General features: G+C 59.9%; 22 protein-coding genes and 1 pseudogene. 9 read left to right on the top strand and 14 right to left on the bottom strand.

Annotated features, from left to right (window positions below):
- The first annotated feature begins 27 nt into the window (after window positions 1-27).
- Window positions 28-714, top strand: coding sequence for an HAD-IA family hydrolase (locus D109_RS0103885; protein ID WP_017475759.1), 687 nt, complete (start codon window positions 28-30; stop codon window positions 712-714).
- Between the two features lie 172 nt (window positions 715-886).
- Here the strand turns inward: D109_RS0103885 and D109_RS0103880 are convergent, their stop codons facing one another.
- The 5 genes from D109_RS0103880 to D109_RS0103860 all read right to left on the bottom strand — a co-directional run bounded on the left by D109_RS0103880 (window position 887) and on the right by D109_RS0103860 (window position 5,309).
- Window positions 887-1,813, bottom strand: a complete 927-nt coding sequence (locus D109_RS0103880) for an aliphatic sulfonate ABC transporter substrate-binding protein (protein WP_017475758.1) — start codon at window positions 1,811-1,813, stop codon at window positions 887-889.
- Window positions 1,813-2,826: an ABC transporter substrate-binding protein gene (locus D109_RS0103875; RefSeq protein WP_017475757.1), complete on the bottom strand. Its 1,014-nt coding sequence runs from the start codon at window positions 2,824-2,826 to the stop codon at window positions 1,813-1,815. Before D109_RS0103875 ends, D109_RS0103880 begins: the two co-directional genes overlap by 1 nt.
- Window positions 2,827-2,895: 69 nt before the next feature.
- Window positions 2,896-3,441 (bottom strand): sigma-70 family RNA polymerase sigma factor, encoded by a 546-nt coding sequence (locus D109_RS0103870; protein ID WP_017475756.1) that lies wholly within the window; start codon window positions 3,439-3,441, stop codon window positions 2,896-2,898.
- A gap of 137 nt (window positions 3,442-3,578) precedes the next feature.
- The gene (locus D109_RS0103865; RefSeq protein WP_017475755.1) at window positions 3,579-4,358 is read right to left on the bottom strand and encodes a phosphate/phosphite/phosphonate ABC transporter substrate-binding protein; all 780 of its coding nucleotides are present in this window, start codon (window positions 4,356-4,358) and stop codon (window positions 3,579-3,581) included.
- A gap of 9 nt (window positions 4,359-4,367) precedes the next feature.
- Entirely contained in the window at window positions 4,368-5,309 is a 942-nt protein-coding gene (locus D109_RS0103860) for a fatty acid desaturase (RefSeq protein WP_017475754.1), read from the bottom strand.
- A 335-nt stretch (window positions 5,310-5,644) separates the two neighbouring features.
- Here D109_RS0103860 and D109_RS0103850 point away from each other — a divergent pair, with 335 nt between their 5' ends.
- Both D109_RS0103850 and D109_RS0103845 read left to right on the top strand, forming a co-directional pair.
- Complete coding sequence (locus tag D109_RS0103850) at window positions 5,645-6,082, top strand: GNAT family N-acetyltransferase (RefSeq protein ID WP_017475753.1); 438 nt, start codon at window positions 5,645-5,647, stop codon at window positions 6,080-6,082.
- Between the two features lie 60 nt (window positions 6,083-6,142).
- The gene (locus tag D109_RS0103845) at window positions 6,143-6,961 is read left to right on the top strand and encodes a class I SAM-dependent methyltransferase (RefSeq protein WP_017475752.1); all 819 of its coding nucleotides are present in this window, start codon (window positions 6,143-6,145) and stop codon (window positions 6,959-6,961) included.
- Window positions 6,962-7,097: 136 nt separating this feature from the next.
- Here D109_RS0103845 and def read toward each other — a convergent pair whose 3' ends face one another.
- The 3 genes from def to D109_RS0103830 all read right to left on the bottom strand — a co-directional run bounded on the left by def (window position 7,098) and on the right by D109_RS0103830 (window position 8,953).
- Window positions 7,098-7,637: a peptide deformylase gene (gene def, locus D109_RS0103840; protein ID WP_017475751.1), complete on the bottom strand. Its 540-nt coding sequence runs from the start codon at window positions 7,635-7,637 to the stop codon at window positions 7,098-7,100.
- Between the two features lie 3 nt (window positions 7,638-7,640).
- Complete coding sequence (locus D109_RS0103835; protein ID WP_017475750.1) at window positions 7,641-8,585, bottom strand: YihY/virulence factor BrkB family protein; 945 nt, start codon at window positions 8,583-8,585, stop codon at window positions 7,641-7,643.
- A 182-nt stretch (window positions 8,586-8,767) separates the two neighbouring features.
- On the bottom strand, window positions 8,768-8,953 hold the full coding sequence (locus D109_RS0103830; RefSeq protein ID WP_017475749.1) for a CsbD family protein: 186 nt from the start codon (window positions 8,951-8,953) through the stop codon (window positions 8,768-8,770).
- A 199-nt stretch (window positions 8,954-9,152) separates the two neighbouring features.
- Here D109_RS0103830 and D109_RS0103825 point away from each other — a divergent pair, with 199 nt between their 5' ends.
- Window positions 9,153-9,530, top strand: a complete 378-nt coding sequence (locus D109_RS0103825; RefSeq protein WP_003213043.1) for a hypothetical protein — start codon at window positions 9,153-9,155, stop codon at window positions 9,528-9,530.
- A 183-nt stretch (window positions 9,531-9,713) separates the two neighbouring features.
- Here the strand turns inward: D109_RS0103825 and fadD1 are convergent, their stop codons facing one another.
- Window positions 9,714-11,405 (bottom strand): long-chain-fatty-acid--CoA ligase FadD1, encoded by a 1,692-nt coding sequence (gene fadD1 / locus D109_RS0103820; RefSeq protein ID WP_017475748.1) that lies wholly within the window; start codon window positions 11,403-11,405, stop codon window positions 9,714-9,716.
- Between the two features lie 394 nt (window positions 11,406-11,799).
- Window positions 11,800-13,488, bottom strand: a complete 1,689-nt coding sequence (gene fadD2 / locus D109_RS0103815; RefSeq protein WP_017475747.1) for a long-chain-fatty-acid--CoA ligase FadD2 — start codon at window positions 13,486-13,488, stop codon at window positions 11,800-11,802.
- Window positions 13,489-13,695: 207 nt separating this feature from the next.
- Here fadD2 and D109_RS0103810 point away from each other — a divergent pair, with 207 nt between their 5' ends.
- Window positions 13,696-14,640, top strand: a complete 945-nt coding sequence (locus D109_RS0103810; RefSeq protein ID WP_017475746.1) for an alpha/beta hydrolase — start codon at window positions 13,696-13,698, stop codon at window positions 14,638-14,640.
- A gap of 58 nt (window positions 14,641-14,698) precedes the next feature.
- A complete protein-coding gene (locus D109_RS0103805) occupies window positions 14,699-15,169 on the top strand; it encodes a MaoC family dehydratase (protein WP_003213034.1) in 471 nt (156 codons plus the stop codon).
- 55 nt (window positions 15,170-15,224) lie between these two features.
- On the opposite strand, the gene D109_RS0103800 is transcribed toward D109_RS0103805, so the two are convergent.
- A complete protein-coding gene (locus D109_RS0103800) occupies window positions 15,225-15,692 on the bottom strand; it encodes a PA2169 family four-helix-bundle protein (protein WP_017475745.1) in 468 nt (155 codons plus the stop codon).
- A gap of 206 nt (window positions 15,693-15,898) precedes the next feature.
- On the opposite strand from D109_RS0103800, the gene D109_RS0103795 reads away from it, so the two are divergent.
- The 3 genes and pseudogenes from D109_RS0103795 to D109_RS1000000134805 form a co-directional block, all read left to right on the top strand.
- Window positions 15,899-16,135, top strand: coding sequence for a DUF3820 family protein (locus tag D109_RS0103795; protein ID WP_003213031.1), 237 nt, complete (start codon window positions 15,899-15,901; stop codon window positions 16,133-16,135).
- Between the two features lie 12 nt (window positions 16,136-16,147).
- Window positions 16,148-17,329, top strand: a complete 1,182-nt coding sequence (locus D109_RS0103790; RefSeq protein WP_017475744.1) for an aminotransferase class V-fold PLP-dependent enzyme — start codon at window positions 16,148-16,150, stop codon at window positions 17,327-17,329.
- Window positions 17,320-17,427: pseudogene (locus D109_RS1000000134805) on the top strand (outer membrane lipoprotein carrier protein LolA); the annotation flags it as partial. The gene D109_RS0103790 and the pseudogene D109_RS1000000134805, both read left to right, overlap by 10 nt.
- A gap of 99 nt (window positions 17,428-17,526) precedes the next feature.
- Here D109_RS1000000134805 and D109_RS0103785 read toward each other — a convergent pair.
- The 3 genes from D109_RS0103785 to zwf are packed head-to-tail and all read right to left on the bottom strand — an operon-like array spanning window position 17,527 to window position 20,376.
- Window positions 17,527-18,192 carry a bifunctional 4-hydroxy-2-oxoglutarate aldolase/2-dehydro-3-deoxy-phosphogluconate aldolase gene (locus D109_RS0103785; protein WP_003213027.1) on the bottom strand — a complete coding sequence of 222 codons (666 nt, stop codon included), beginning with the start codon at window positions 18,190-18,192 and terminating at the stop codon, window positions 17,527-17,529.
- Window positions 18,193-18,209: 17 nt separating this feature from the next.
- Complete coding sequence (gene pgl / locus D109_RS0103780; RefSeq protein ID WP_017475743.1) at window positions 18,210-18,923, bottom strand: 6-phosphogluconolactonase; 714 nt, start codon at window positions 18,921-18,923, stop codon at window positions 18,210-18,212.
- Window positions 18,910-20,376: a glucose-6-phosphate dehydrogenase gene (gene zwf, locus D109_RS0103775; protein WP_017475742.1), complete on the bottom strand. Its 1,467-nt coding sequence runs from the start codon at window positions 20,374-20,376 to the stop codon at window positions 18,910-18,912. The genes pgl and zwf overlap by 14 nt, the downstream gene beginning before the upstream one ends.
- Window positions 20,377-20,410: the final 34 nt, after the last annotated feature.

Genomic DNA, 20,410 nt, shown 5'->3' with positions numbered 1-20,410 from the left:
AGTCCTTTTGCCCACGGATCTGTAGTGATGAATGCACCGCGTACCGCTGTCCCGATCAAGGCTGTCATTTTCGATATGGACGGGTTGTTGCTGGACACCGAAGGCATCTACACCGAAGTCACGCAGATCATCGCCGAACGCTACGGCCGTATCTATGACTGGGGGATCAAGCAGCACATCATTGGTCGCGGCGCCCAGGACCTGGCGGATTACGTGGTCAAGGCTTTGGACCTGCCGATTACGCCTGCAGAATTCCTGGTGATCCGCGAGCCGCTGATGAGCGAGCGTTTCCCCAAGGCCTTGGGCATGCCGGGCGCTGAAGCGTTGGTGCGGCACTTGAAGGCGCATAACATTCCGATTGCCGTGGGCACCAGTTCGTCGCGCAATTCGTTTGGGCACAAGACCACGCTGCACCGTGAGTGGTTTGGGCTGTTCGACACTATCGTGACGGCGGATGACCCGGAAGTGGGGGCGGCCAAACCTGCGCCGGATATCTTCCTCACGGCGGCGCGGCGCTTGGGTGTGGCGCCGGAGGATTGCCTGGTGTTTGAGGATTCGCCGTTTGGCGTGACGGCGGCCAAGGCTGCGCACATGACTGCGATTGCGGTGCCGGATGAGGCGATGGCGGACAGCAAGTATCACCATGCGGACCAGATTATTCGCAAGCTGGCGGAGTTTGATTTGGCGGCGTATGGCTTGCCGCCAATGCGCTGAACGCGCTGGATAGCCTTCCTGGTGGGGGGGGCTTGCTGTGGCGAGGGAGCTTGCTCCCGCTGGGCTGCGCAGCGGCCCCAAAAAAAGCGGGAGCGCTGCGCACTCCAGCGGGAGCAAGCTCCCTCGCCACAGCAAGCCCCCCCACAGTAACTCCCTCACCACAGGGATAACGTTACGGGGCCTTGAACACCACTTGCTGCACATCGACCTTTTTCGGGATCAGGCCATTGGCAAAAAACGCGTCGGCCGTGCCTTGTTGGGTGGCGATGTCCGTCGCGTTCAGTGGCCGGCTCGGGGTCGGCGAGCGGTGCTTGAAGTAGCTGTCCACCACCGCCGGCTGCAAGCCCAAGGTCTTGGCCATGAGCGCGACGCTTTCGTCGTGTTGGTCCAGGGACAGCCGCTGGGCCTGGGCAAACACCTTGAGAATCGCGGCAATCGCCTGGGGATGCTGCTTGGCAAACGGGCCGCTGGCGATGAAGAAACTGCCCGCCGGGTTCAGCCCCTGGCCATCCCCCAACATCTTCGCCGAACCGTCCACCACCGCCGCCGAGTAGTACGGGTCCCATACGACCCAGGCGTCGACCTTGCCTTGTTCAAACGCGGCACGACCGTCGGAGGGCGACAGGTACACCACGTTCACATCCTTCCACTGCAAGCCCGCACGCAGCAGGCTTTTGAGGAACAGGTTGTGGGCGCTGGAACCCTTGAGCAGCGCCACGCGCTTGCCCTTGAGTTCGGCCACGCTCTGCACGGTGCTGTCCTTGGGCAGCAGGATCGCTTCGGTGCGCCCGTCATTGGGTTCGACGCCGATGTAGCGAATGTCGATGCCGGCGGCCTGGGCGAAGATCGGCGGGATGTCACCGATATTGCCGATGTCGATACTGCCGCCGTTCAAGGCCTCGATCAGCGGCGGGCCGCCAAGAAATTCGATCCACTCGACCTTGGTGCCCGGCAGCCCTTCTTCGAACAGGTGATGCTCACGGGCGAGCACCATGCTCACCGAGCCTTTCTGGTACCCGATGCGCAGGATGGCCGGGTCTGCCGCCAGCAGAGGCCCGGCGCACAGCGCCAACAGTGTGGCTGCGATGAGTTTGCGCATCAGAGACTCCCTTTGACTTTGGCCGCGACGTCCGCCGGCACCCATTGCTGCCAGACCTGCGGTTGTTCTTTCAGGAAGGCTTCGGCCACTTGGCGCGGCGCGGTGCGTTTCTCGGCCATTTGCGCGAGGATGCCGTTGAGCAGGTCAATCGGCAGGTCGACCTTTTCAAAGAACGTCACCAGTTGCGGGTACTGCGCCTTGAACGGCGCCGACACGCCAATCGCCAGGTGTGCCGGCATCGAGCGGGTGCCGATGGGGTGTGGGTTGTTGGCGTCGGCCAGGGTCTTCCAGGCTTCGGCGTTGAACGGTGGCTCTTCCAGTTTGATCAGCTTGAAGCGCCCCAACAGTGGCGTCGGCGACCAGTAGTAGAACAGCACCGGCTTGCCGCGTCGGATCGACGAAGCGACCTCGGCATCCAGCGCCGCGCTGGAGCCGGTGCGGAAGTTGACGAAGGTGTCGGTCAGGCCGTAGGCCTTGAGTTTCTGGCTGTTGACGATCTCCGAGGTCCAGCCGGTGGGGCTGTTGAGGAAGCGCCCGCGGGTCGGGTCTTCGGGGTCGCGGAACACGTCTTTGTAGCGGGCCAGGTCGGCCACGGATTTAAGCTCCGGGGCCAGGGGTTTGATACCGCGCTCGGCGTCGCCCTTGATCACGTATTCCGGCACCCACCAGCCTTCGGTGGCGCCTTTGACGGTGTCGCCCAGGCCGAACACCTTGCCTTCGCTTTCGGCCTTGACCCACGCCGGACTGCGCCCGGCCCATTCCTCGCCGATTACCTGGATATCGTCCTTGGCCAGGGCGGCCTCCAGGCTCACAGTGCTGCCGGGCAAGGTGTCGGTGGGCAGGCCATAGCCTTTCTCGACGATCAGGCGCAGCACTTCGGTGATGAGGCTGCCGCTTTCCCAGGTGATGTCACCGAAGTGAATCGGTTTGGCAGGTTCGGCGGCTGTGGCGGACTGTGCCAGGACCGTCAGTGCCAGTAGCGAGCCACCGAGCAGGTTTTTGAGTGTTCTCATCAATAGCCTCTTGGAGATGATCGTTCCCACGCTCTGCGTGGGAACGATCGGTAGGGGGTTTAAAAGTCATCACTGAGCCGCGTGCAGTAAAGGCGCCGTCGGCGACAGGTAGCTGTATTGCTGGCCCGGGGTCTGGCGCAAACGGCTCATGTAGTTGCTGACCGAACGCGGGGAAATGCCCAGTTCAGCTGCGATTTGCGGGTAGGTCAGGCCGTTGAGCTGCGACAGCAGAAAGGTCGCCTTGACCTTGGCCGGCAAGCCGTCGAGCAATTGGTCGATGGCCTGCAGGGCTTCGAGCATCTGAGCCAGGTATTCCGGGGATGGCGCGGGCGAGGTTTCGTCCTGATCGAGGGCGTCGAGGTAGGCGCGCTCCAGGTCACGGCGGCGCCACAGCTGGTACATCAGGCGTTGGGCAATGGTGGTGAGCAAGGCGCGAGGCTGGCGGATCGGCGCCACGCCCGGGGAACTCAGAAGCTGGACGAAGGTGTCGGCGGCGATGTCTTCGGCGTGGGCGCGGGAATCGAGGTGGCGGTGCAAACGGCTGCACAGCCAGTCGTAATGACTGCGGAATAATCCGCCCACGTAGTCGCTGTGAGAAGTGTCGGCGCCGGACATAGTGGCTCCATCTGAGTAGGTTGCGCGTTATGTCCGGTGTTCCGGTGGAGCGATCCTAGCAAGGCTGCTTATTCTTTAATAATATTTAAAAAGCATTTTTATATAACCGATCGTTCACACGCGGAGCGTGGGAACGATCATTGGAGGCTTGGATAACCCAGGGCTTCGGCCTGCTGCCGGTAATCCAGCAGCACCTGGTAATCAGCTTCGGTGGCCGGCAGCACTTCGTGTACGCCGAGGGTTTGCACCACGTCGGGCAGGTCCTGCAAGGCAAGGTTCATGGCTTCACGCAGGGGTTCACTAGAGCCGGGCGCGGTGATGTACGGCAACGTGGGGCTGGGCGCACTGCGGGTGACGATCCGCAGCCCGGCCACTTCCTGCGGCGCAAAACGCGCGAGGTAGTCGAAGGTCACGCTGTCAATGGCGGCCAGGTCGGCGCGGTCTTCCCGCAGCCAGCGCAGACTTTCACGATGAGCACCACTGATGCCGACCTGCGCAAAGAACCGGCCGCCCTCCTGCAGCGGCGCCAGGCGTTCGCGCAGCAGGTTCATGCCGCTGTTGGAGTCATGGCCGTTGATCACGCCGCGGCTGTTGTGGAAGTCGGCCAAGGCGCTGCGTGGATTGTCGTCGCGGGTCAGCAGCAGGCTGCAATGCTGGCCGCCGCTGCTGTGGGGCAGCTCGTAGCGCGGGCGGCCGATCACCTGGACTTGCCCGCGCAGCTCGGTCATCAGCGGGTAGCCGCAGGTTTGCGTCAGCAGCAATTCGGGGGCGCGCCACAGGCTGCGAAGGTCGAGATGTTCGGCATTGCGGCGGGTCAGGCCCAGGTGTTCCAAGGTGCGCGAAAGCCAACACTCATTGGCCTGTTGCACCTCTTGTGGCGCCACGTACATCAGCAGTTCGGCGTAGCGGTCACTCATGGTCGTCTCTCAAGCAAAGGGATGCCGTGGGCTGTCGATGGGCCTGAGGCCGTGACGCCCGATCAACTGACCGTAACCCTGCACCAGGAACCCGCCGCTGCGCGCCACCCATTGTTCCCGGCGCGCGCGGTACACGGTGGGCAACAAGTACCACGGCAACTTCGGCAGGTCGTGATGCACCAGGTGCAGGTTGTTGTTGAGGAACAGCCAGGTCCATGGCCAGGCGGCTTCATTGAGCACCGTGCGCTGTTCCGGGTGTGGGTGCGGGCGGTGTTCATAGTAGGAACGGATCGCCGCCACCGACAAGGCCGGCACGCTGACCAGCACCACGTAGTGCCACACCGGCAGCACGCTGTAGTGGGCGATGAAGGTCAGCATCAGCACGGTCACGGTGCCATGGCTCAGCCACATCAACCAGGCTTGGCGCTGGCCTTGGCGCAGGCGCCTGAATTCGTTGCGGGCCAGTTTCCACAGCGCCATCGGCGAACCCAGCAGGAAGCGCCCGAGGACGGTCTTGGTCAGCCAATGCAAGGTGCGCTCGAACAGCGAACTGGCGTCCCACTGTCGCTGATTCAGGTAGCGGCTTTCCGGATCAACACCGGGCACCGTCAGGTCTTCGTCATTGTGATGAACAAGGTGGCAGTTGCGGTACAGGGTGTAGGGGTACCAGACGGCAAACGGCGCGTAGCCGAGGACTTTGTTCAGGGCAGTGAAGCGGGTGGGATGGCCGTGCAGGAGTTCGTGTTGCAGGGACATCCACAGCGCCACGAGCGGAATCAACAGTGCAGTACTCAGCCACGGGCCGAGCCAGTGGCTGCCAAACATCACCGCAAACCAGCCGGCATACACGCCGATCAACAGCAGCCAGGTCGGCCACTCGGTGCGAGCGGTAAAGGTCTGGGCCAGGGCTTCGATTTCGAGGCTGTGGGTTTCATCAAGGTAGTTGGACATCGGCAGCTCAGGGCAGGCGTGGCCGACGAAAAAGTCGGCTTCATCCTGCTCTGTGCAATGAGGCGGGGAAATCTTGCAGATCGTTTGGTGCTTAGCTTAGAACGTTAGTGGCCGAACAGATTGCTGTCGGTTTTCTTGGCCTTTTTCTCGGCGCGTTTTTCATCGGCGGTCTTTGCCGGTTTCTTCTTGTCAGCTTTCTTGGAATTCAGACCTTTGGCCATGATGCGTGCTCCACTTACAGGGGATGTAACACTGGGTATAACACCGATTGCCCAACAGAAGGCGCTTTGCCCGACTTATAATCTTCGCCCCCTGAATTCGCGTGTTTGAAAACCATGCCCGAGTTGCACATCGACCGACTGGCAGAGCCTCTGTGGCCGCTGCTGAACAAGTTCTACCGCAGCCATAACTCACCGATGAAGGCCCTCAAGGGCGGCCAGTTGTGGGTGGCCAAAGGCAGCGAGATCGTCGCGGGCCTGTGCCTGACGCCCGTGGTGGGCGGGCAATGGTTGACCGGGCTGTTTGTCGACCCGGCGATGCGTGGCCAGGGGCTGGCGGCGCAGTTGATTCGAGCCTCGGTGGCCGGCGTTGAAGGGACGGTGTGGCTGCTGTGCCATCCGGACCTGGAAGGCTTTTACCAACGCCTGGGTTTTACCCAGGACACGCTGCTGCCGCAGTCGCTGTCCGAGCGCTTGGTGCGTTACAAACGTAACAAGCCAATGATTGCGATGGGCTTAGAACCGTTGGTGAGGACGACCTTCAATAAAGTGTGATCAGCCGTTGTGGGCCCCATGCTAGCCTCGACGGCACCAGCGGCCCATTACAGGATGATCATGAAAGCGACCCTTGCAGCCTTATCCCTTGCAGCCCTCCTCGCCCCGGCCTTAAGCCAGGCAGCCGAAACGCCGGTTTCCGCCGAGCAGTACGCAAGCGTGCTCGCCGGCAGTTGGCGCTTGCCGGCCAACAGCGCACGGGATGTTTATCGCCATCCGCAACAGACCCTGGAATTCTTTGGCTTGCGGGCTAACCAGACCCTGATCGAAATCACCCCGGGTGCCGGCTGGTACAGCGAAGTGCTGGCGCCGCTGCTAAAGGATAATGGCCATTACATCGCCGCTGTGCAGGCTCCCAGCAGCAGTGCCTACGCGCGTACGTCAGAGGAAAACCTGAAGAAGAAATTCGCCGCAGACCCGGCGCATTACGCCAAGGCGGGCTTTGCCGAGTTCGACCCCAAGGCGCCGGTGCTGGGCAGACCAGGCTCGGCGGACACCGTGCTGACCTTTCGCAACGTGCATAACTGGGTGATGGCGGATACGGCGCCGGCGATGTTCGAGGCGTTCTTCAAGGTGTTGAAGCCGGGTGGCGTGCTGGGGGTGGTGGATCACCGGGCCAAGGACGGGGCGTCGCTGGAAGACATCAAGCACAGCGGTTACCTGACCACGGCGTATGTGGTGAAACTGGCGACGGATGCGGGGTTCAAGCTTGAGGGACAGAGTGAGGTGAATGCCAACCCGAAAGACACCAAGGATTACCCGGATGGGGTCTGGACGTTACCGCCGGCGTTGACGCTGGGGGAGAAGGACAAGGCGAAGTATGTGGCGATTGGTGAGTCGGATCGGATGACGTTGCGGTTTGTGAAGCCCACAAAATAATCTGAATGCACGCAGAACAAATGTGGGAGCGGGCTTGCTCGCGAATGCGGTGGATCAGTCTATATCTTCGGTGACTGGCACTCCGCTTTCGCGAGCAAGCCCGCTCCCACAGTTTGATGTGTGTTTTGCCTGAGGGTTATTCGTCTGCCGTCGGGTCCATATCAGGAAACATCACTTCGATAAACCCGAACTTGCTGAAATCGGTAATCCGCGACGGGTACAGCCGGCCGATCAGGTGATCGCACTCGTGCTGGACCACCCGGGCGTGAAAGCCTTCGGCGATCCGCACAATCGGCTCGCCCTTGGGGTCAAACCCTTCGTAGCGAATCTGCTGGTAGCGGTCCACTGCCCCACGCAAACCAGGCACCGACAGGCACCCTTCATAACCCTCTTCCAGCACCGGGCTGAGCGGCGTGATCAGTGGGTTGATCAGGATGGTCTGGGGCACGGCAGGCGCATCGGGGTAGCGTTCGCTGCTCTCGAAACCGAAGATCACCAGTTGCAGGTCCACGCCAATCTGCGGCGCGGCCAAGCCAACGCCACCGACGTGTTCCATGGTCTGGAACATGTCATCAATCAACTGCCACAGCTCGGGGCTGTCGAACATTTCCGGCGGAACCGGCGGGGCAACACGCAGCAGGCGCTCATCGCCCATTTTCAGGATTTCACGGATCATCGATCAGACTTCATCGGTAGTGGGCTTGAGGGAAGGGTCTCGGCCAAGGCCGGAAACATGCTTTTTTTCGTCGTGCTCGCCAAAGTCTTTTTCACCAGGATCCTTGCCTTCAGCCGACATGTGTTCGATCACCGCGTTCATCTCCGCCCCCAGCAACAGCACGGCGGCCGAGATGTAGAAGTACAGCAGCAACACAATAATCGCGCCGATACTGCCATACATGGCGTTGTAGTCGGCAAAGGTTTTGACGTAGTAGCCAAAGCCCAGGGAAGCAATGATCCACACCACCACCGCCAGCACCGAACCCGGGGTGATGAAGCGGAATTTCTGCTTCACGTCAGGCATCACGTAGTACATCAAGGCCACGGAAAACATCAACAGGATCACGATCAGCGGCCAGCGCAGGATGGTCCACAGCGTGACCACGAATTCCTGCATGCCGATCTGCCCCGCCAGCCATTCCATCACCTGCGGCCCGAGCACCATCAGTGCAGCGGCCGCCAACAGCATGCCGGCGAAACCTACGGTGTAGAAAATCGACAACGGGAAGCGCTTCCAGATCGGCCGGCCTTCCACCACGTCGTAGGCGGCGTTCATCGCACTCATCATCAGGCGCACACCCGCCGAGGCGGTGTACAGCGCGATCACGATACCCACCGACAACAGTCCACCCTTGGATTGCTGCAACTGGTCGATCACCGGGTTGACCTGCTCCAGGGCCTGGGGCGGCAGTACCAGTTCCGATTGCATACGCAGCCAGGTGAAGAAGTCCGGCAGGTGCAGGAAACCGATCAGGGCAATCAGGAACAGCAGGAAGGGAAACAGCGAGAACAGCATCTGGTAGGCCAGTGCCGAGGCGTACGTAGGCATCTCGTCATCCAGGAACTCTGTGACGGTGCGCACCAGCACTTTGTGCAGGGGCAGGCCTTGTAATACCGGAAAAATCATAGCGTCTCCTTTCGCCGCAAAAAATATGAGTTCGTGGGCGACTCAGGGGCCGTTTACTACATCAAGGTAGCCCATTTGGCGACCTTGAAACAATTTCCAAACTTTAATCACTGCCGGTGACACAAAAACGGCCATCCGTGGATGGCCGTCGGGCTGATGTGTTGCAGTCAGCCAGGTCAGGACTATTTGACCGCTTTCTTTACCGCGTCCTTGGTGTCGCCAACTGCTTTTTGCACTTCGCCTTTCTTTTCCTGAACCACGCCTTCAGCCCGCAATTTGTCATTGCCGGTGACTTTGCCAACACCTTGCTTGATGTTGCCGATGGCTTCGTTCGCCAAACCTTTTGCCTTATCCGATGTGCTACTCATGGTATTTCTCCTGGGAACAATCGAGGATTTTGGTCACTACGTAATCGTTGACCCTTGGCCTTTGCCGAGAGTTTCAATTATTTTTTGAGCGGCATTTCATCGCGCCGTACAGGTTTGGCTTTATGTTTTGCGGCCAACCCACGAGAATGCCGGGCACATCCAGGCGCAAGCGCTGGATAACAGATCCCGTAGGAAGGTTATGAAACTCAATAAAGCACAGGCCATTGCCCGCAGAAACCAGGAACTGGGCGGTGCCGTACTCGGCGTCAACAACTGCCACTTCACCGACCTGGACCGCAAACGCAACATCTGGTGGTTCGATCTGCCGGTGGGCCGGATTGCCGTGGGCCAGTACGAGTGGATCCACTTGTTGATGCACAACGCCGAAAGCGACCAGTTGCTGCACCTGAAGGTGCCGACGGTATTTTTGCGCGAGAAGCTCGAAGGGCTGGTGGTGCGCAATGCTGGCAAGCGCAAGCCGGAGATCACTTTGGAGCTGAGTGCAGACAAGGACTCGTTCCTCAAGGATGTACGCCCGGCCGGTGCTGGTGTGAGCTTCGCGCAGTTCGCACTGTAGGAATACGGTAAAAACTGTGGGAGCGGGCTTGCTCGCGAATGCGGTGTGTCAGTAACCGGTATATCACTGGCACACCGCATTCGCGAGCAAGCCCGCTCCCACATTTGGATTGCATTTCAATGCGGGAAAATCAGCGTTCAATAAAAAGCCCCGCATCTGCGGGGCTTTTTATTGGGGGCCGAGTTACTTCTTCAAACCCAGCTTTTTCAGTTCTTCGTCCCGCAACTCACGACGCAGGATCTTGCCCACGTTGGTGGTCGGCAGCGCATCGCGGAATTCCACGGCCTTGGGCACCTTGTAGCCGGTGACGTTGGCGCGCATGTGTTCCATCACCTGGTCTTTGGTCAGGGTGGCACCCGGCTTGACCACGATGAAGATCTTGATGTGTTCCCCGGACTTCTCGTCCGGCACACCAATGGCCGCACATTGCAGCACGCCCGGCAGGGTCGCCAGCACGTCTTCCAGCTCGTTGGGGTACACGTTGAAACCGGAGACCAGGATCATGTCCTTCTTGCGGTCGACAATGCGCATGTAGCCATCGGGCTGGATGATCGCGATGTCACCGGTCTTCAGCCAGCCTTCGCTGTCGAGGATCTCGGCGGTGGCGTCTTCGCGCTGCCAGTAGCCCTTCATCACTTGCGGGCCCTTGACGCACAACTCGCCCACTTCACCCAGCGCCAGTTCGACGCCGTCATCGGTGATGACCTTGCACAGGGTCGACGGCACCGGGATGCCGATGGTGCCGATCTGGATGTTCTGGATCGGGTTCACGGTGGCCACCGGGCTGGTTTCGGTCATGCCGTAACCTTCGCAGATGGAGCAGCCGGTGACCGCTTTCCAGCGCTCGGCCGCCGCCAGTTGCAGGGCCATGCCACCGGACAGGGTGACTTTCAGCGCCGAGAAATCCAGCTTGCGGAAGGCGTCGTTGTTGCACAGCGCAACAAACAGCGTGTTCAGGCCGACAAAGCCGCTGAACTTCCACTTCGACAGTTCCTTGACCATCGCCGACAGGTCGCGCGGGTTGCTGATCAGGATGTTGTGGTTGCCAATCAGCATCATTGCCATGCAATGAAAGGTGAAGGCATAGATGTGGTACAGCGGCAGCGGCGTAATCAGGATCTCGCAACCTTCATTGAGGTTGGAGCCCATCAGCGCCTTGCACTGCAGCATGTTGGCGACGAGGTTGCGGTGGGTCAGCATCGCGCCCTTGGCCACGCCCGTGGTGCCGCCGGTGTATTGCAGCACGGCCACGTCGCTGGCGTCGGGGCTGACTTCGTTGACCGGCTGGCCGTGGCCCTTGGCCAGGACGTCGTTGAACTTGATGGCCTTGGGCAAGTGATAAGCCGGGACCATCTTCTTCACGTACTTGATGACGCTGTTGATCAGCAGGCGCTTGAGCGGCGGCAACAGGTCGGCGACTTCGGTGACGATCACGTGCTTGACGGAAGTCTTGGGCACGACTTTTTCAGCCAGGTGCGCCATGTTGGCCAGGCAAACCAGGGCCTTGGCACCGGAGTCGTTGAATTGGTGTTCCATTTCCCGCGCGGTGTACAGCGGGTTGGTGTTGACCACGATCAAGCCGGCACGGATGGCACCGAATACGGCGACCGGGTATTGCAGGACATTGGGCAGTTGCACGGCGATTCGATCACCGGGCTGCAAGTCGGTATGCTGTTGCAGGTAAGCGGCAAAGGCGCCGGACAGTTCGTACAGTTCACCGTAGGTGATTGTCTTGCCCAGGTTGCTGAAAGCCGGTTTGTTGGCGAAGCGTTGGCAGGACTGCTTCAGTACCGCCTGAATATTCGGATACTCGTCTGGATTGATTTCTGCAGCAATCCCGGCGGGGTACTTATCCTTCCAAAAGTCTTCGATCATGGAAGCCCACTCCTCAGCGACGCGAATTCATTCATCGCATTTGATGCGATTATTATTTGTTTGTTTTTGGGTGAGTCTGGCGGTTAAAAGCAGGCCAAGAGGTCACAAAGCGCGCCGAGAGTAGCAGCTTTGCCAAAGGCCGCCTAGAGCCAAAAGAGGCCCCTACAGTCATAAACATGACTCAAGAACATCTAATGGTCATTTTTAGATCAAAGATTCTATAAGCCAGGAAATGGCTCTGGAATGGGCTTCTACACATTTAAACTGAATGAATAAACACCAAATGTGGGAGCGGGCTTGCTCGCGAAAGCGCAGCGTCAGTCACAGGATATGTCGACTGGTACACCACTTTCGCGAGCAAGCCCGCTCCCACTTTTGTTGACCTTATTTCAAATCAGGCTATGTCGCGCAATTCACGCCGCAAGATCTTGCCCACCGGCGTCATCGGCAGCGACTCACGCAACACAATGTGCTTGGGCACCTTGTAGCCAGTGAAGTTGGCCTTGCAGTAGGTCTTAAGCTCTTCAAGGCTCACGCCCTGGGCACGGGCCACCACAAACAGCTTCACCGCCTCGCCGGTACGCTCGTCCGGTACGCCGATCACTGCGCAACTGGCCACCGCTGGATGCGCCATCACCACGTCTTCGATCTCGTTGGGGTACACGTTGAACCCCGAGACGATGATCAAATCCTTCTTGCGATCAACGATGCGCACAAAGCCATCCGGGTCGATCACCGCGATATCGCCGGTCTTGAGCCAGCCTTCGGCGTCCAGGGTCTCGGCGGTCGCCACTGGTTGCTGCCAGTAGCCTTTCATCACTTGCGGGCCCTTGATGCACAACTCGCCCCGCTCACCCAGCGGCAACTCCACACCGTTGTCGTCGATGACTTTCATCGCCGTGCCCGGCACCGGAATGCCCACGGTACCCAGCTTCGATTTGCCGCCATAGGGGTTGGTGCTGGCCACCGGGGAGGTTTCGGTGAGGCCGTAGCCTTCGCCAATCGCGCAGCCGGTCAGTTGCTGCCAGCGCTCAGCCGTCGCCTTGACCAGCGCGGTGCCGCCGGAGTTGGTGAGCTTGAGGTGAGAGAAGTCCAGGGTCTTGAAATCCGGATGGTCCATCAACGCCACAAACAGCGTGTTGAGCCCCAGAATCCCGGTGAAGCGCCACTTTTTCAGCTCCTTGATAAAGCCACCAATGTCCCGGGGATTGGTGATCAGCACGTTGTGGTTGCCGGACACCATCATGCACATGCAATTCGCGGTGAAGGCATAGATGTGGTACAGCGGCAGCGGCGCGACCATCACCTCCTGCCCTTCCTTGATCAGCGGATGGCCGTCGTCCCCCAGTTGCGACATGCACGCCCGCACTTGCTGCATGTTGGCCACCAGGTTGCCGTGGGTGAGCATGGCGCCCTTGGCCAGGCCGGTGGTGCCGCCGGTGTATTGCAGCACGGCGATGTCGTCGAGGGTCACCGGGTGGCGGATGAGCGCCTGGCCGGCGCCCATGCGCAGGGCACGCTTGAAGGAGATGGCCTGGGGCAGGTTATAGGCCGGGACCATCTTCTTGACCTTGTCGACCACCGTGTTGATCAGCCAGCCCTTGGCGGCGGGCATGAAGTCGCCCATTTTCGCTTCGATCAGGTATTCAATCTCGGCGTCTTTGCTGACTTCTTCAACCCGCGAGCCGAACAGATTGAGGTACACCAATGCACGAATGCCGGCGTCCTTGAACTGGTGACGCATTTCCCGCGGGGTGTACAGGGGATTGGTGTTGACCACGATCAGCCCGGCACGCAGGGCGCCGAACACGGCAATCGGATAATGCAGGACGTTGGGCATCTGCACCGCAATGCGGTCACCCGGCTTGAGGTCGGTGTGCCCTTGCAGGTAACCGGCGAACGCGGCACTGCGCCGGTCCAGCTCGGCGTACGTCAGGGTGATCCCCATGTTGCTGAACGCCGGACGATCGGCAAAGGCCTTGCAGGAACGCTCGAAGACTTCGATCACCGACTTGTAGGCGCTCAGGTCGATCTCGCTGGGCACCCCGGCCGCGCGTTTGTCATTCCAGAAATCAGGTTGCATTATTCTTGTCCTCTTACCTGAGTGGTCCGGCCGCTTTTGATTGCAATGAAAGCGGAGCTTTGGGGACGTTAGCAGCTATGGTCAATCAGGCAAATACAACAAGATGCGTCATTGATTGCGTGAATCTCCCCGCCAAGGCCAGCACTGATCCAGCGGCCCGAGGCAATTGAGCGATACACTGCAACGACCCTGAGCAAAGGAAGCGCCATGAACCACACCACTTTCTGGCTGACCGCGAATGACCGTAGTCGGGTGTACGTCAACCAATGGCTACCCGACGGGCCGCCCAAGGCTCTGATCATGCTGGCCCACGGCATGGCCGAGCACAGTGGCCGCTATGGGCGCCTGGCCCAGGCATTGTGTGACGCCGGTTATGGCCTGTACGCCCCCGACCAGCGCGGCCACGGGCGTACCGCCGACGAGGGCACCCTGGGGCTGTTCGCCGAGAAAGACGGCTGGAACAAAGTGGTGGGTGACCTGGCGAGCCTCAATCAGCACATCGGCCAGCAGGCGCCGGGCGTGCCGATCATCCTGCTGGGGCATAGCATGGGCAGCTACATCGCCCAGGCGTATCTGCTGCACCACAGCGCCAGCCTCAATGGGGCGATTCTCAGCGGCTCGAACTTCCAGCCGGTGGCGCTGTACGGCGCGGCCAAGGTGATTGCCCACGTCGAACGCCTGCGCCAGGGCTTGCGCGGGCGCAGCGCGCTGATTGATTTCCTGTCATTTGGATCGTTCAACAAAGCGTTCAAACCCAATCGCACCGCTTTCGACTGGCTCAGCCGCGACCCAGCGGAGGTCGACAAGTACGTCAACGACCCACTCTGCGGCTTTCGCTGCACCAACCAGCTGTGGATCGACCTGCTGGGCGGCTTGCAGCAAATCAGCAAAGCGTCCAATCTCGCTCAGATCGATCCGGGCCTGCCGATCCTGATAATGGGTGGAGAATGTGATCCGGTCAGTGAAGGCAAGCGTCTCAAAAGTCTGGCCAACGCGTTGCGCGAAGCCGGCTGCCAGAATCTGGAGCTGAGCATTTATCCGCAGGCGCGCCACGAATTATTCAACGAAACCAACCGTGATGCGGTCACAGCCGATGTGCTGGCGTGGCTGGCCCAGGCAGCAGTACTGCGCCGCCCTACTCGCTGCGAATGATTTTTCGTTTAAAATCAATACATTAAGTTTATCGATTAGCCACAGGATGCAGCATCTGATGACCCAGGTTACCAACACGCCTTACGAAGCCCTCGAAGTCGGCCAGACCGCCAGCTACAGCAAGACCGTCGAAGAACGCGATATCCAGTTGTTCGCAGCGATGTCCGGCGACCACAACCCGGTGCATTTGGACGCCGAATTCGCCAAGGCGACCATGTTCAAGGAGCGCATTGCCCACGGCATGTTCAGCGGCGCCCTGATCAGCGCAGCGGTAGCGTGCGAGTTGCCCGGGCCCGGCACGATCTACATCGGCCAGCAAATGACCTTCCAGAAGCCGGTCAAAATCGGCGACACCCTGACCGTGCGTCTGGAAATCCTGGAGAAGCTGCCGAAATTCCGTGTGCGCATCGCCACCCGCGTGTTCAACCAGCGCGATGAGTTGGTGGTGGACGGTGAGGCCGAGATCCTCGCGCCGCGCAAGCAGCAGACCGTGACCTTGACCGAATTGCCGGCCATCAGCATCGGCTGACTAATCGCCCATGAAAAAGCCCCGCATCGGCGGGGCTTTTTCATTCAGGCGGGGCTCAAGACTGAGCGCGTGCCTGGTTACGAAGGGCTTTCACCTGGTCGTGGTTACGTTGCGCGCCGTGGAACTGACGCTCCACCAGGTCACGAATGCCCAGCAGGTTGTGCTTGTTGATCTTCTCGATCGCTTCTTTGTAAGCCTTCAGTGCGTGGTCTTCACCGCGCTCGGCTTCGTTCAGTACAGCCTCTTCGTCTTTACCGGTGACCATCGACTTCACGTCGACCCAGCCACGGTGCAAGGCACCGGCGACGCTACCGGATTTTTCCGGATCGCCACCCAGGGCTTTAACGGCGGTCTGCAGTTCGGCAGCGGCGGTGGCGCAATCAGCGGAACGCTTGGCAAACAGGGCTTTGAGCTCTGGATGCTTGATGTCTTCTGCGCAGGTCTTGAAGCCTTCCTGGCCGTCCTTGCTGGTCTCGATCAGGTCATTCAGTACGGAGATCGATTCTTTGTTGATATCAGTCATTTTTCAATTCCTTCGCGGGTTAAGAAACGTGTCTTAGTAATTGCAGCGCCCGTGCCAGGTTTTGAAAAACAATTTAATTCTTATATTTCAACAAGTTATAAATTAACCAAAAATCTGTATCCGCTTTATTTGCATGATCTGTCATTTGGCCTCCATGCAGAATGCCTGTATTTTCCAAGGCATCGACTCAAACACCTGAAGCCCCAATGAATCCTGAAAAACTTGAATTGCTGATCACCCGCGAAATGCCCTTCGGCAAGTACAAGGGTCGGATCATTGCCGACCTGCCCGGCCCCTACCTGAACTGGTTTGCCCGTGAAGGCTTCCCCCACGGCGAGCTGGGCGGGTTGCTGGCCCTGATGCAGGAAATCGACCACAACGGCTTATCCGAATTGCTGGAACCCCTTCGCGCCAAACACGGCAAGCCTGCCCCTCGTCATTAATCGAGCACGCACATGGACAGTACCCGCGACGAACAACACTGGCACGCCATCGCCCAGCGCTACGACCTGGAGCCCGGCCCGATCAACCTCGAAAACGGTTACTTCGGGCGCATGAGCCGCGCGGTACTGCAGCAGTATCAGGACAACGTCGCCTTCATCAACCGCAGCAACTCGATCCATGTGCGCCAGCGTTTCGAGCAGGGCGAGAACGTCGAGATCCGTAACCAGTTGGCGCAATTGATGGACGCCGATCCTGAAGCCATCGCGCTCACCCGTTGCGCCTCGGATGCGTTGCAGTCGCTGATCCGTAACTACAACCGCTTGCAGCCCGGCGACCAGGTGCTGATCAGCGACCTGGAGTACGACACCGTCAAGGGCGCCATGCGCTGGCTGGCGCAGAATCGTGGCGTAGAAGTGATCGAGATTGCCCACGAACACCCGGCCAGCTTCTACAGCCTGGTGCAGACGTATAGCGATGCCTTCGTGCGCTACCCGCGGCTCAAGCTGCTGGCACTGACCTACGTCACCCACCGCACCGGACTGGTGATGCCGGTGGAAGCGGTTGCCAGCGCGGCCAAAGAACACGGAATTGATGTGATCCTGGATGGCGCCCATGCGCTGGGGCAGATCGAGTTCAACCTGGCGCAGTTGGGTATCGCGTTTGCCGGTTTCAACCTGCACAAGTGGATTGGCGCGCCATTGACCCTGGGCTTTATCTACATCGACCCACAGCGCTTGGCGGACATTGATCCGGACACGGGTGAGTTTCACTACCCCATCACCGATGTACGGGCCCGTACACCGTACAGCACACCGAATTTCCCGGCGTTGATGACCTTGCCGCTGGTGTTCGAAGAACATCGCTTGTTGGGCGGCTCAAAGGCCAAGGGCGCCCGTCTCAACTACCTGCGGGACTTGTGGGTGAACGAGGTGCGGCAGTTGCCGGGAATCGAGGTACTGACGCCGGATGATCCACGGCTGTATTGCGCGATTACGTCGTTCAAGTTCACTCATCAGCCGGATCAGCAGGTGATGGCGGACCGACTGCTCAAGGAATACAACCTCTTCACCACAACCCGCAGCGGGGCGTCGTTCGGCAGTTGTATTCGGGTAACACCGGGCTTTTTGACGTCAGCGGCAGACATTCATGTGCTGATCAAAGCCATCACCGAACTGAGCGCGATATCACTGTAGGAGCGAGCTTGCTCGCGAAGGTCGTTAACGATGACACGGGAAACCTGACACCCAGCGGTGCTCTCGGTTTTTTCGCGAGCAAGCTCGCTCCTACAGTGGGAGTGGACCATTTTCCGCAGGCAAAAAAAAGCGGCACACCGACCAAGTGCGCCGCAAAAATGCCGTAGAACACAGCAACAACGATTCGGTAAATCCAATCAGTCCAGCAGGGCCAGCGCCTCGGCGGTGGTTTCCTGGATACGTGCCCAGTCGCCGTTCTTGACCCACTCTGGGTCCAGCATCCAGCTACCGCCCACGCACATCACATTCTTCAAGGCCATGTAGCTCTTGATGTTGGCCGGGCCTACGCCGCCAGTCGGGCAGAATTTCACTTCGCCAAACGGGCCACCCAAGGCCTTGATCGCCGCCACGCCACCGCTGACCTCAGCCGGGAACAGTTTGAAGCGGCGATAACCCAGGCCATAACCTTCCATGATCCCGGAGGCGTTGCTGATGCCCGGCAACAGCGGAATCGAGCTGTGTACCGAGGCTTCCAGCAGGTCACGGGTAATCCCGGGGGTGACGATAAATTGCGAACCGGCCACTTCGGCCGCTTCCAGCATATGGCGATCCAGCACGGTACCGGCACCGGTGCACAGCTCCGGACGCTGCTCACGCAGCACCTGGATGGCCTTGAGGCCGAACTGCGAACGCAGGGTCACTTCCAGTGCGGTCAAACCACCGGCAGCCAGGGCATCGGCCAGAGGCAGAATGTCCTGTTCACGGGCAATGGTGATCACCGGCAGGATCCGCGCCTTGGCGCAGAGGCTGTCGATCAAGGCAACTTTGTCCGCCATGGAAACGGTAGGTTGAGGGCTGTTCATCGCGGCTGATCCTTGGCTCATGGGCACCAGTAAATCTCTAAAGTAGGTTGCAAAAACGCGCGTATCGGCATGGCAGCAACGTCGTCACTGGCCAGCGCGGCGCTCAAGGTGGTCAATTTCGAACCGCCGGAAATCGACAGCACGGTGTAGTGGGCGGTAGCCAGCAACGCGCGACTCATGGTCAGGCGCTGGTGCGGCACGGTCGGCGCCAGCATCGGCCAGCAACGACGGCTGCCATCGGGCTTCAGCGCTTCAGCCAGGTTCGGGCTGTTGGGGAACAGCGACGCGGTGTGGCCGTCGTCGCCCATGCCCAGCACCAGCACGTCAATCGCCGGCAACTCGGCCAACAGGCGATCAGCCTGCTCGGCAGCGTCATCAAGGGTGGCGGCCACGCTGTACAGGCTCAGGAACTTCGCCTTGGCCGCCGGGCCTTGCAGCAAATACTTCTTCAACAGGCCGGCATTGCTGTCGGCATGTTCCACCGGCACCCAGCGCTCATCCGCCAGGGTGATGGTCACCTTGGACCAGTCCAGGCCTTGCTTGGCGAGGTTCTGGAAGAACGCCACCGGGCTGCGGCCACCGGATACCACCAGGGTCGCTTCGCCACGGGCACTGATGGCCGCGCGCAGTTGTTCGGCCACGTCATTGGCCAAGCCATCGGCCAGCAGCACCGGGTTGCGGTACTCATGGGCCGTCACGCCCTGAGGCAGTTTCAAATCAGATATCGCCATACCAAGACCTCCCGTCCCGCGTGATCAGTGCAATCGAGCTCATCGGCCCCCAGGACCCCGCCGCATACGGCTTGGGCGCATCACCGGATTTTTTCCACCCGGCGATCAACTGGTCACACCACTTCCACGCGGCTTCGATTTCATCTTTGCGCACAAACAGGTTCTGGTTGCCACGCATGACTTCCAACAACAAACGCTCGTAGGCATCGGGAATCCGTGCGCTGCGATAGGTGTCGGAAAAATTCAGTTGCAGCGGGCCGCTGCGCAGTTGCATGCCCTTGTCCAGGCCCTGTTCCTTGGTCATCACCCGCAAGGAAATCCCTTCGTCCGGTTGCAGTCGGATGATCAGTTTGTTGCTGATCTGCAAGCGCTGCTCCGGGGCGAAGATGTAGTGGGACGGTTCCTTGAAGTGGATGACGATCTGCGACAGCTTTTGCGGCATGCGCTTGCCGGTACGCAGATAGAACGGCACCCCGGCCCAACGCCAGTTACGGATATCGGCACGCAGGGCGACGAAGGTTTCGGTGTCGCTCTGGGTGTTGGAATTCTCTTCTTCCAGGTAACCCGGCACCGGCTTGCCGGCGGTATAGCCGGCGATGTACTGGCCGCGCACCACCTGGGTGGTCAGGCCGTCCGGGCTGATAGGCGCCAGGGCCTTGAGCACCTTGACCTTCTCGTCACGAATACTGTCGGCAGACAGGTCGGCCGGCGGGTCCATGGCGATCAGGCACAGCAGCTGCAGCAGGTGGTTCTGGATCATGTCCCGCAGTTGCCCGGCCTTGTCGAAATAGCCCCAGCGACCTTCGATGCCTACCTGCTCGGCCACGGTGATTTCCACGTGGGAGATGTAGTTCTGGTTCCACTGGGTTTCAAACAGGCTGTTGGCAAATCGCAGGGCGATCAGGTTCTGGACGGTTTCTTTGCCAAGGTAGTGGTCGATGCGGTAGGTGCGGTTTTCCGGGAAAAACTGCGCCACGGCGTCGTTGACCTTGCGCGAGGAATCCAGGTCCGAGCCGATGGGTTTTTCCAGGACGACCCGGGTGTTTTCCGCCAGGCCGACCTTGGACAGGTTCTCGCAGATCGCGCCATACACCGCCGCCGGGGTGGCGAAGTAGGCAATCAGGCGTTGTTCGGTGCCGGCTTTTTCCGCCAGGGCGACGTAGTCATCAGCCTTCAGGAAGTCGACGTGCAGGTACGTCAGACGGGCCAGGAAGCGCTGGGCGACGGTTTCGTCCAGTTCCTTGCCAACGTAGCTACGCAATTCTTTTTCGATGTGAGCCAGGTGCTGTTGCTCGGAACCGGCCTCACGGGCCAGGGCCAGGATGCGCGTGTCTTCGTGCAGGAGACCGGCACCATCGAGTTGATAGAGGGCAGGAAATAACTTGCGCAGCGCCAGATCACCCAAGGCGCCAAACAGGGCAAAGGTGCAGGGTTCTACGGTTATCGAAGGCATGATATTTGTTCTTTTATCAAGTTAAGCTACAAAT

The organism is Pseudomonas sp. PAMC 26793, from assembly GCF_000313235.1.
Lineage (GTDB): Bacteria > Pseudomonadota > Gammaproteobacteria > Pseudomonadales > Pseudomonadaceae > Aquipseudomonas > Aquipseudomonas yamanorum.
The sequence above is the reverse complement of the archived record's forward strand: the minus strand, read 5'-3'. Positions and strand labels throughout refer to the sequence as shown.

Coding starts and splice junctions, on each gene's coding strand:
- D109_RS0103885 (WP_017475759.1), top strand. CDS start 28: ATGAATGCACCGCGTACCGCTGTCCCGATCAAGGCTGTCATTTTCGAT.
- D109_RS0103880 (WP_017475758.1), bottom strand. CDS start 1,813: ATGCGCAAACTCATCGCAGCCACACTGTTGGCGCTGTGCGCCGGGCCT.
- D109_RS0103875 (WP_017475757.1), bottom strand. CDS start 2,826: ATGAGAACACTCAAAAACCTGCTCGGTGGCTCGCTACTGGCACTGACG.
- D109_RS0103870 (WP_017475756.1), bottom strand. CDS start 3,441: ATGTCCGGCGCCGACACTTCTCACAGCGACTACGTGGGCGGATTATTC.
- D109_RS0103865 (WP_017475755.1), bottom strand. CDS start 4,358: ATGAGTGACCGCTACGCCGAACTGCTGATGTACGTGGCGCCACAAGAG.
- D109_RS0103860 (WP_017475754.1), bottom strand. CDS start 5,309: ATGTCCAACTACCTTGATGAAACCCACAGCCTCGAAATCGAAGCCCTG.
- D109_RS0103850 (WP_017475753.1), top strand. CDS start 5,645: ATGCCCGAGTTGCACATCGACCGACTGGCAGAGCCTCTGTGGCCGCTG.
- D109_RS0103845 (WP_017475752.1), top strand. CDS start 6,143: ATGAAAGCGACCCTTGCAGCCTTATCCCTTGCAGCCCTCCTCGCCCCG.
- def (WP_017475751.1), bottom strand. CDS start 7,637: ATGATCCGTGAAATCCTGAAAATGGGCGATGAGCGCCTGCTGCGTGTT.
- D109_RS0103835 (WP_017475750.1), bottom strand. CDS start 8,585: ATGATTTTTCCGGTATTACAAGGCCTGCCCCTGCACAAAGTGCTGGTG.
- D109_RS0103830 (WP_017475749.1), bottom strand. CDS start 8,953: ATGAGTAGCACATCGGATAAGGCAAAAGGTTTGGCGAACGAAGCCATC.
- D109_RS0103825 (WP_003213043.1), top strand. CDS start 9,153: ATGAAACTCAATAAAGCACAGGCCATTGCCCGCAGAAACCAGGAACTG.
- fadD1 (WP_017475748.1), bottom strand. CDS start 11,405: ATGATCGAAGACTTTTGGAAGGATAAGTACCCCGCCGGGATTGCTGCA.
- fadD2 (WP_017475747.1), bottom strand. CDS start 13,488: ATGCAACCTGATTTCTGGAATGACAAACGCGCGGCCGGGGTGCCCAGC.
- D109_RS0103810 (WP_017475746.1), top strand. CDS start 13,696: ATGAACCACACCACTTTCTGGCTGACCGCGAATGACCGTAGTCGGGTG.
- D109_RS0103805 (WP_003213034.1), top strand. CDS start 14,699: ATGACCCAGGTTACCAACACGCCTTACGAAGCCCTCGAAGTCGGCCAG.
- D109_RS0103800 (WP_017475745.1), bottom strand. CDS start 15,692: ATGACTGATATCAACAAAGAATCGATCTCCGTACTGAATGACCTGATC.
- D109_RS0103795 (WP_003213031.1), top strand. CDS start 15,899: ATGAATCCTGAAAAACTTGAATTGCTGATCACCCGCGAAATGCCCTTC.
- D109_RS0103790 (WP_017475744.1), top strand. CDS start 16,148: ATGGACAGTACCCGCGACGAACAACACTGGCACGCCATCGCCCAGCGC.
- D109_RS0103785 (WP_003213027.1), bottom strand. CDS start 18,192: ATGAACAGCCCTCAACCTACCGTTTCCATGGCGGACAAAGTTGCCTTG.
- pgl (WP_017475743.1), bottom strand. CDS start 18,923: ATGGCGATATCTGATTTGAAACTGCCTCAGGGCGTGACGGCCCATGAG.
- zwf (WP_017475742.1), bottom strand. CDS start 20,376: ATGCCTTCGATAACCGTAGAACCCTGCACCTTTGCCCTGTTTGGCGCC.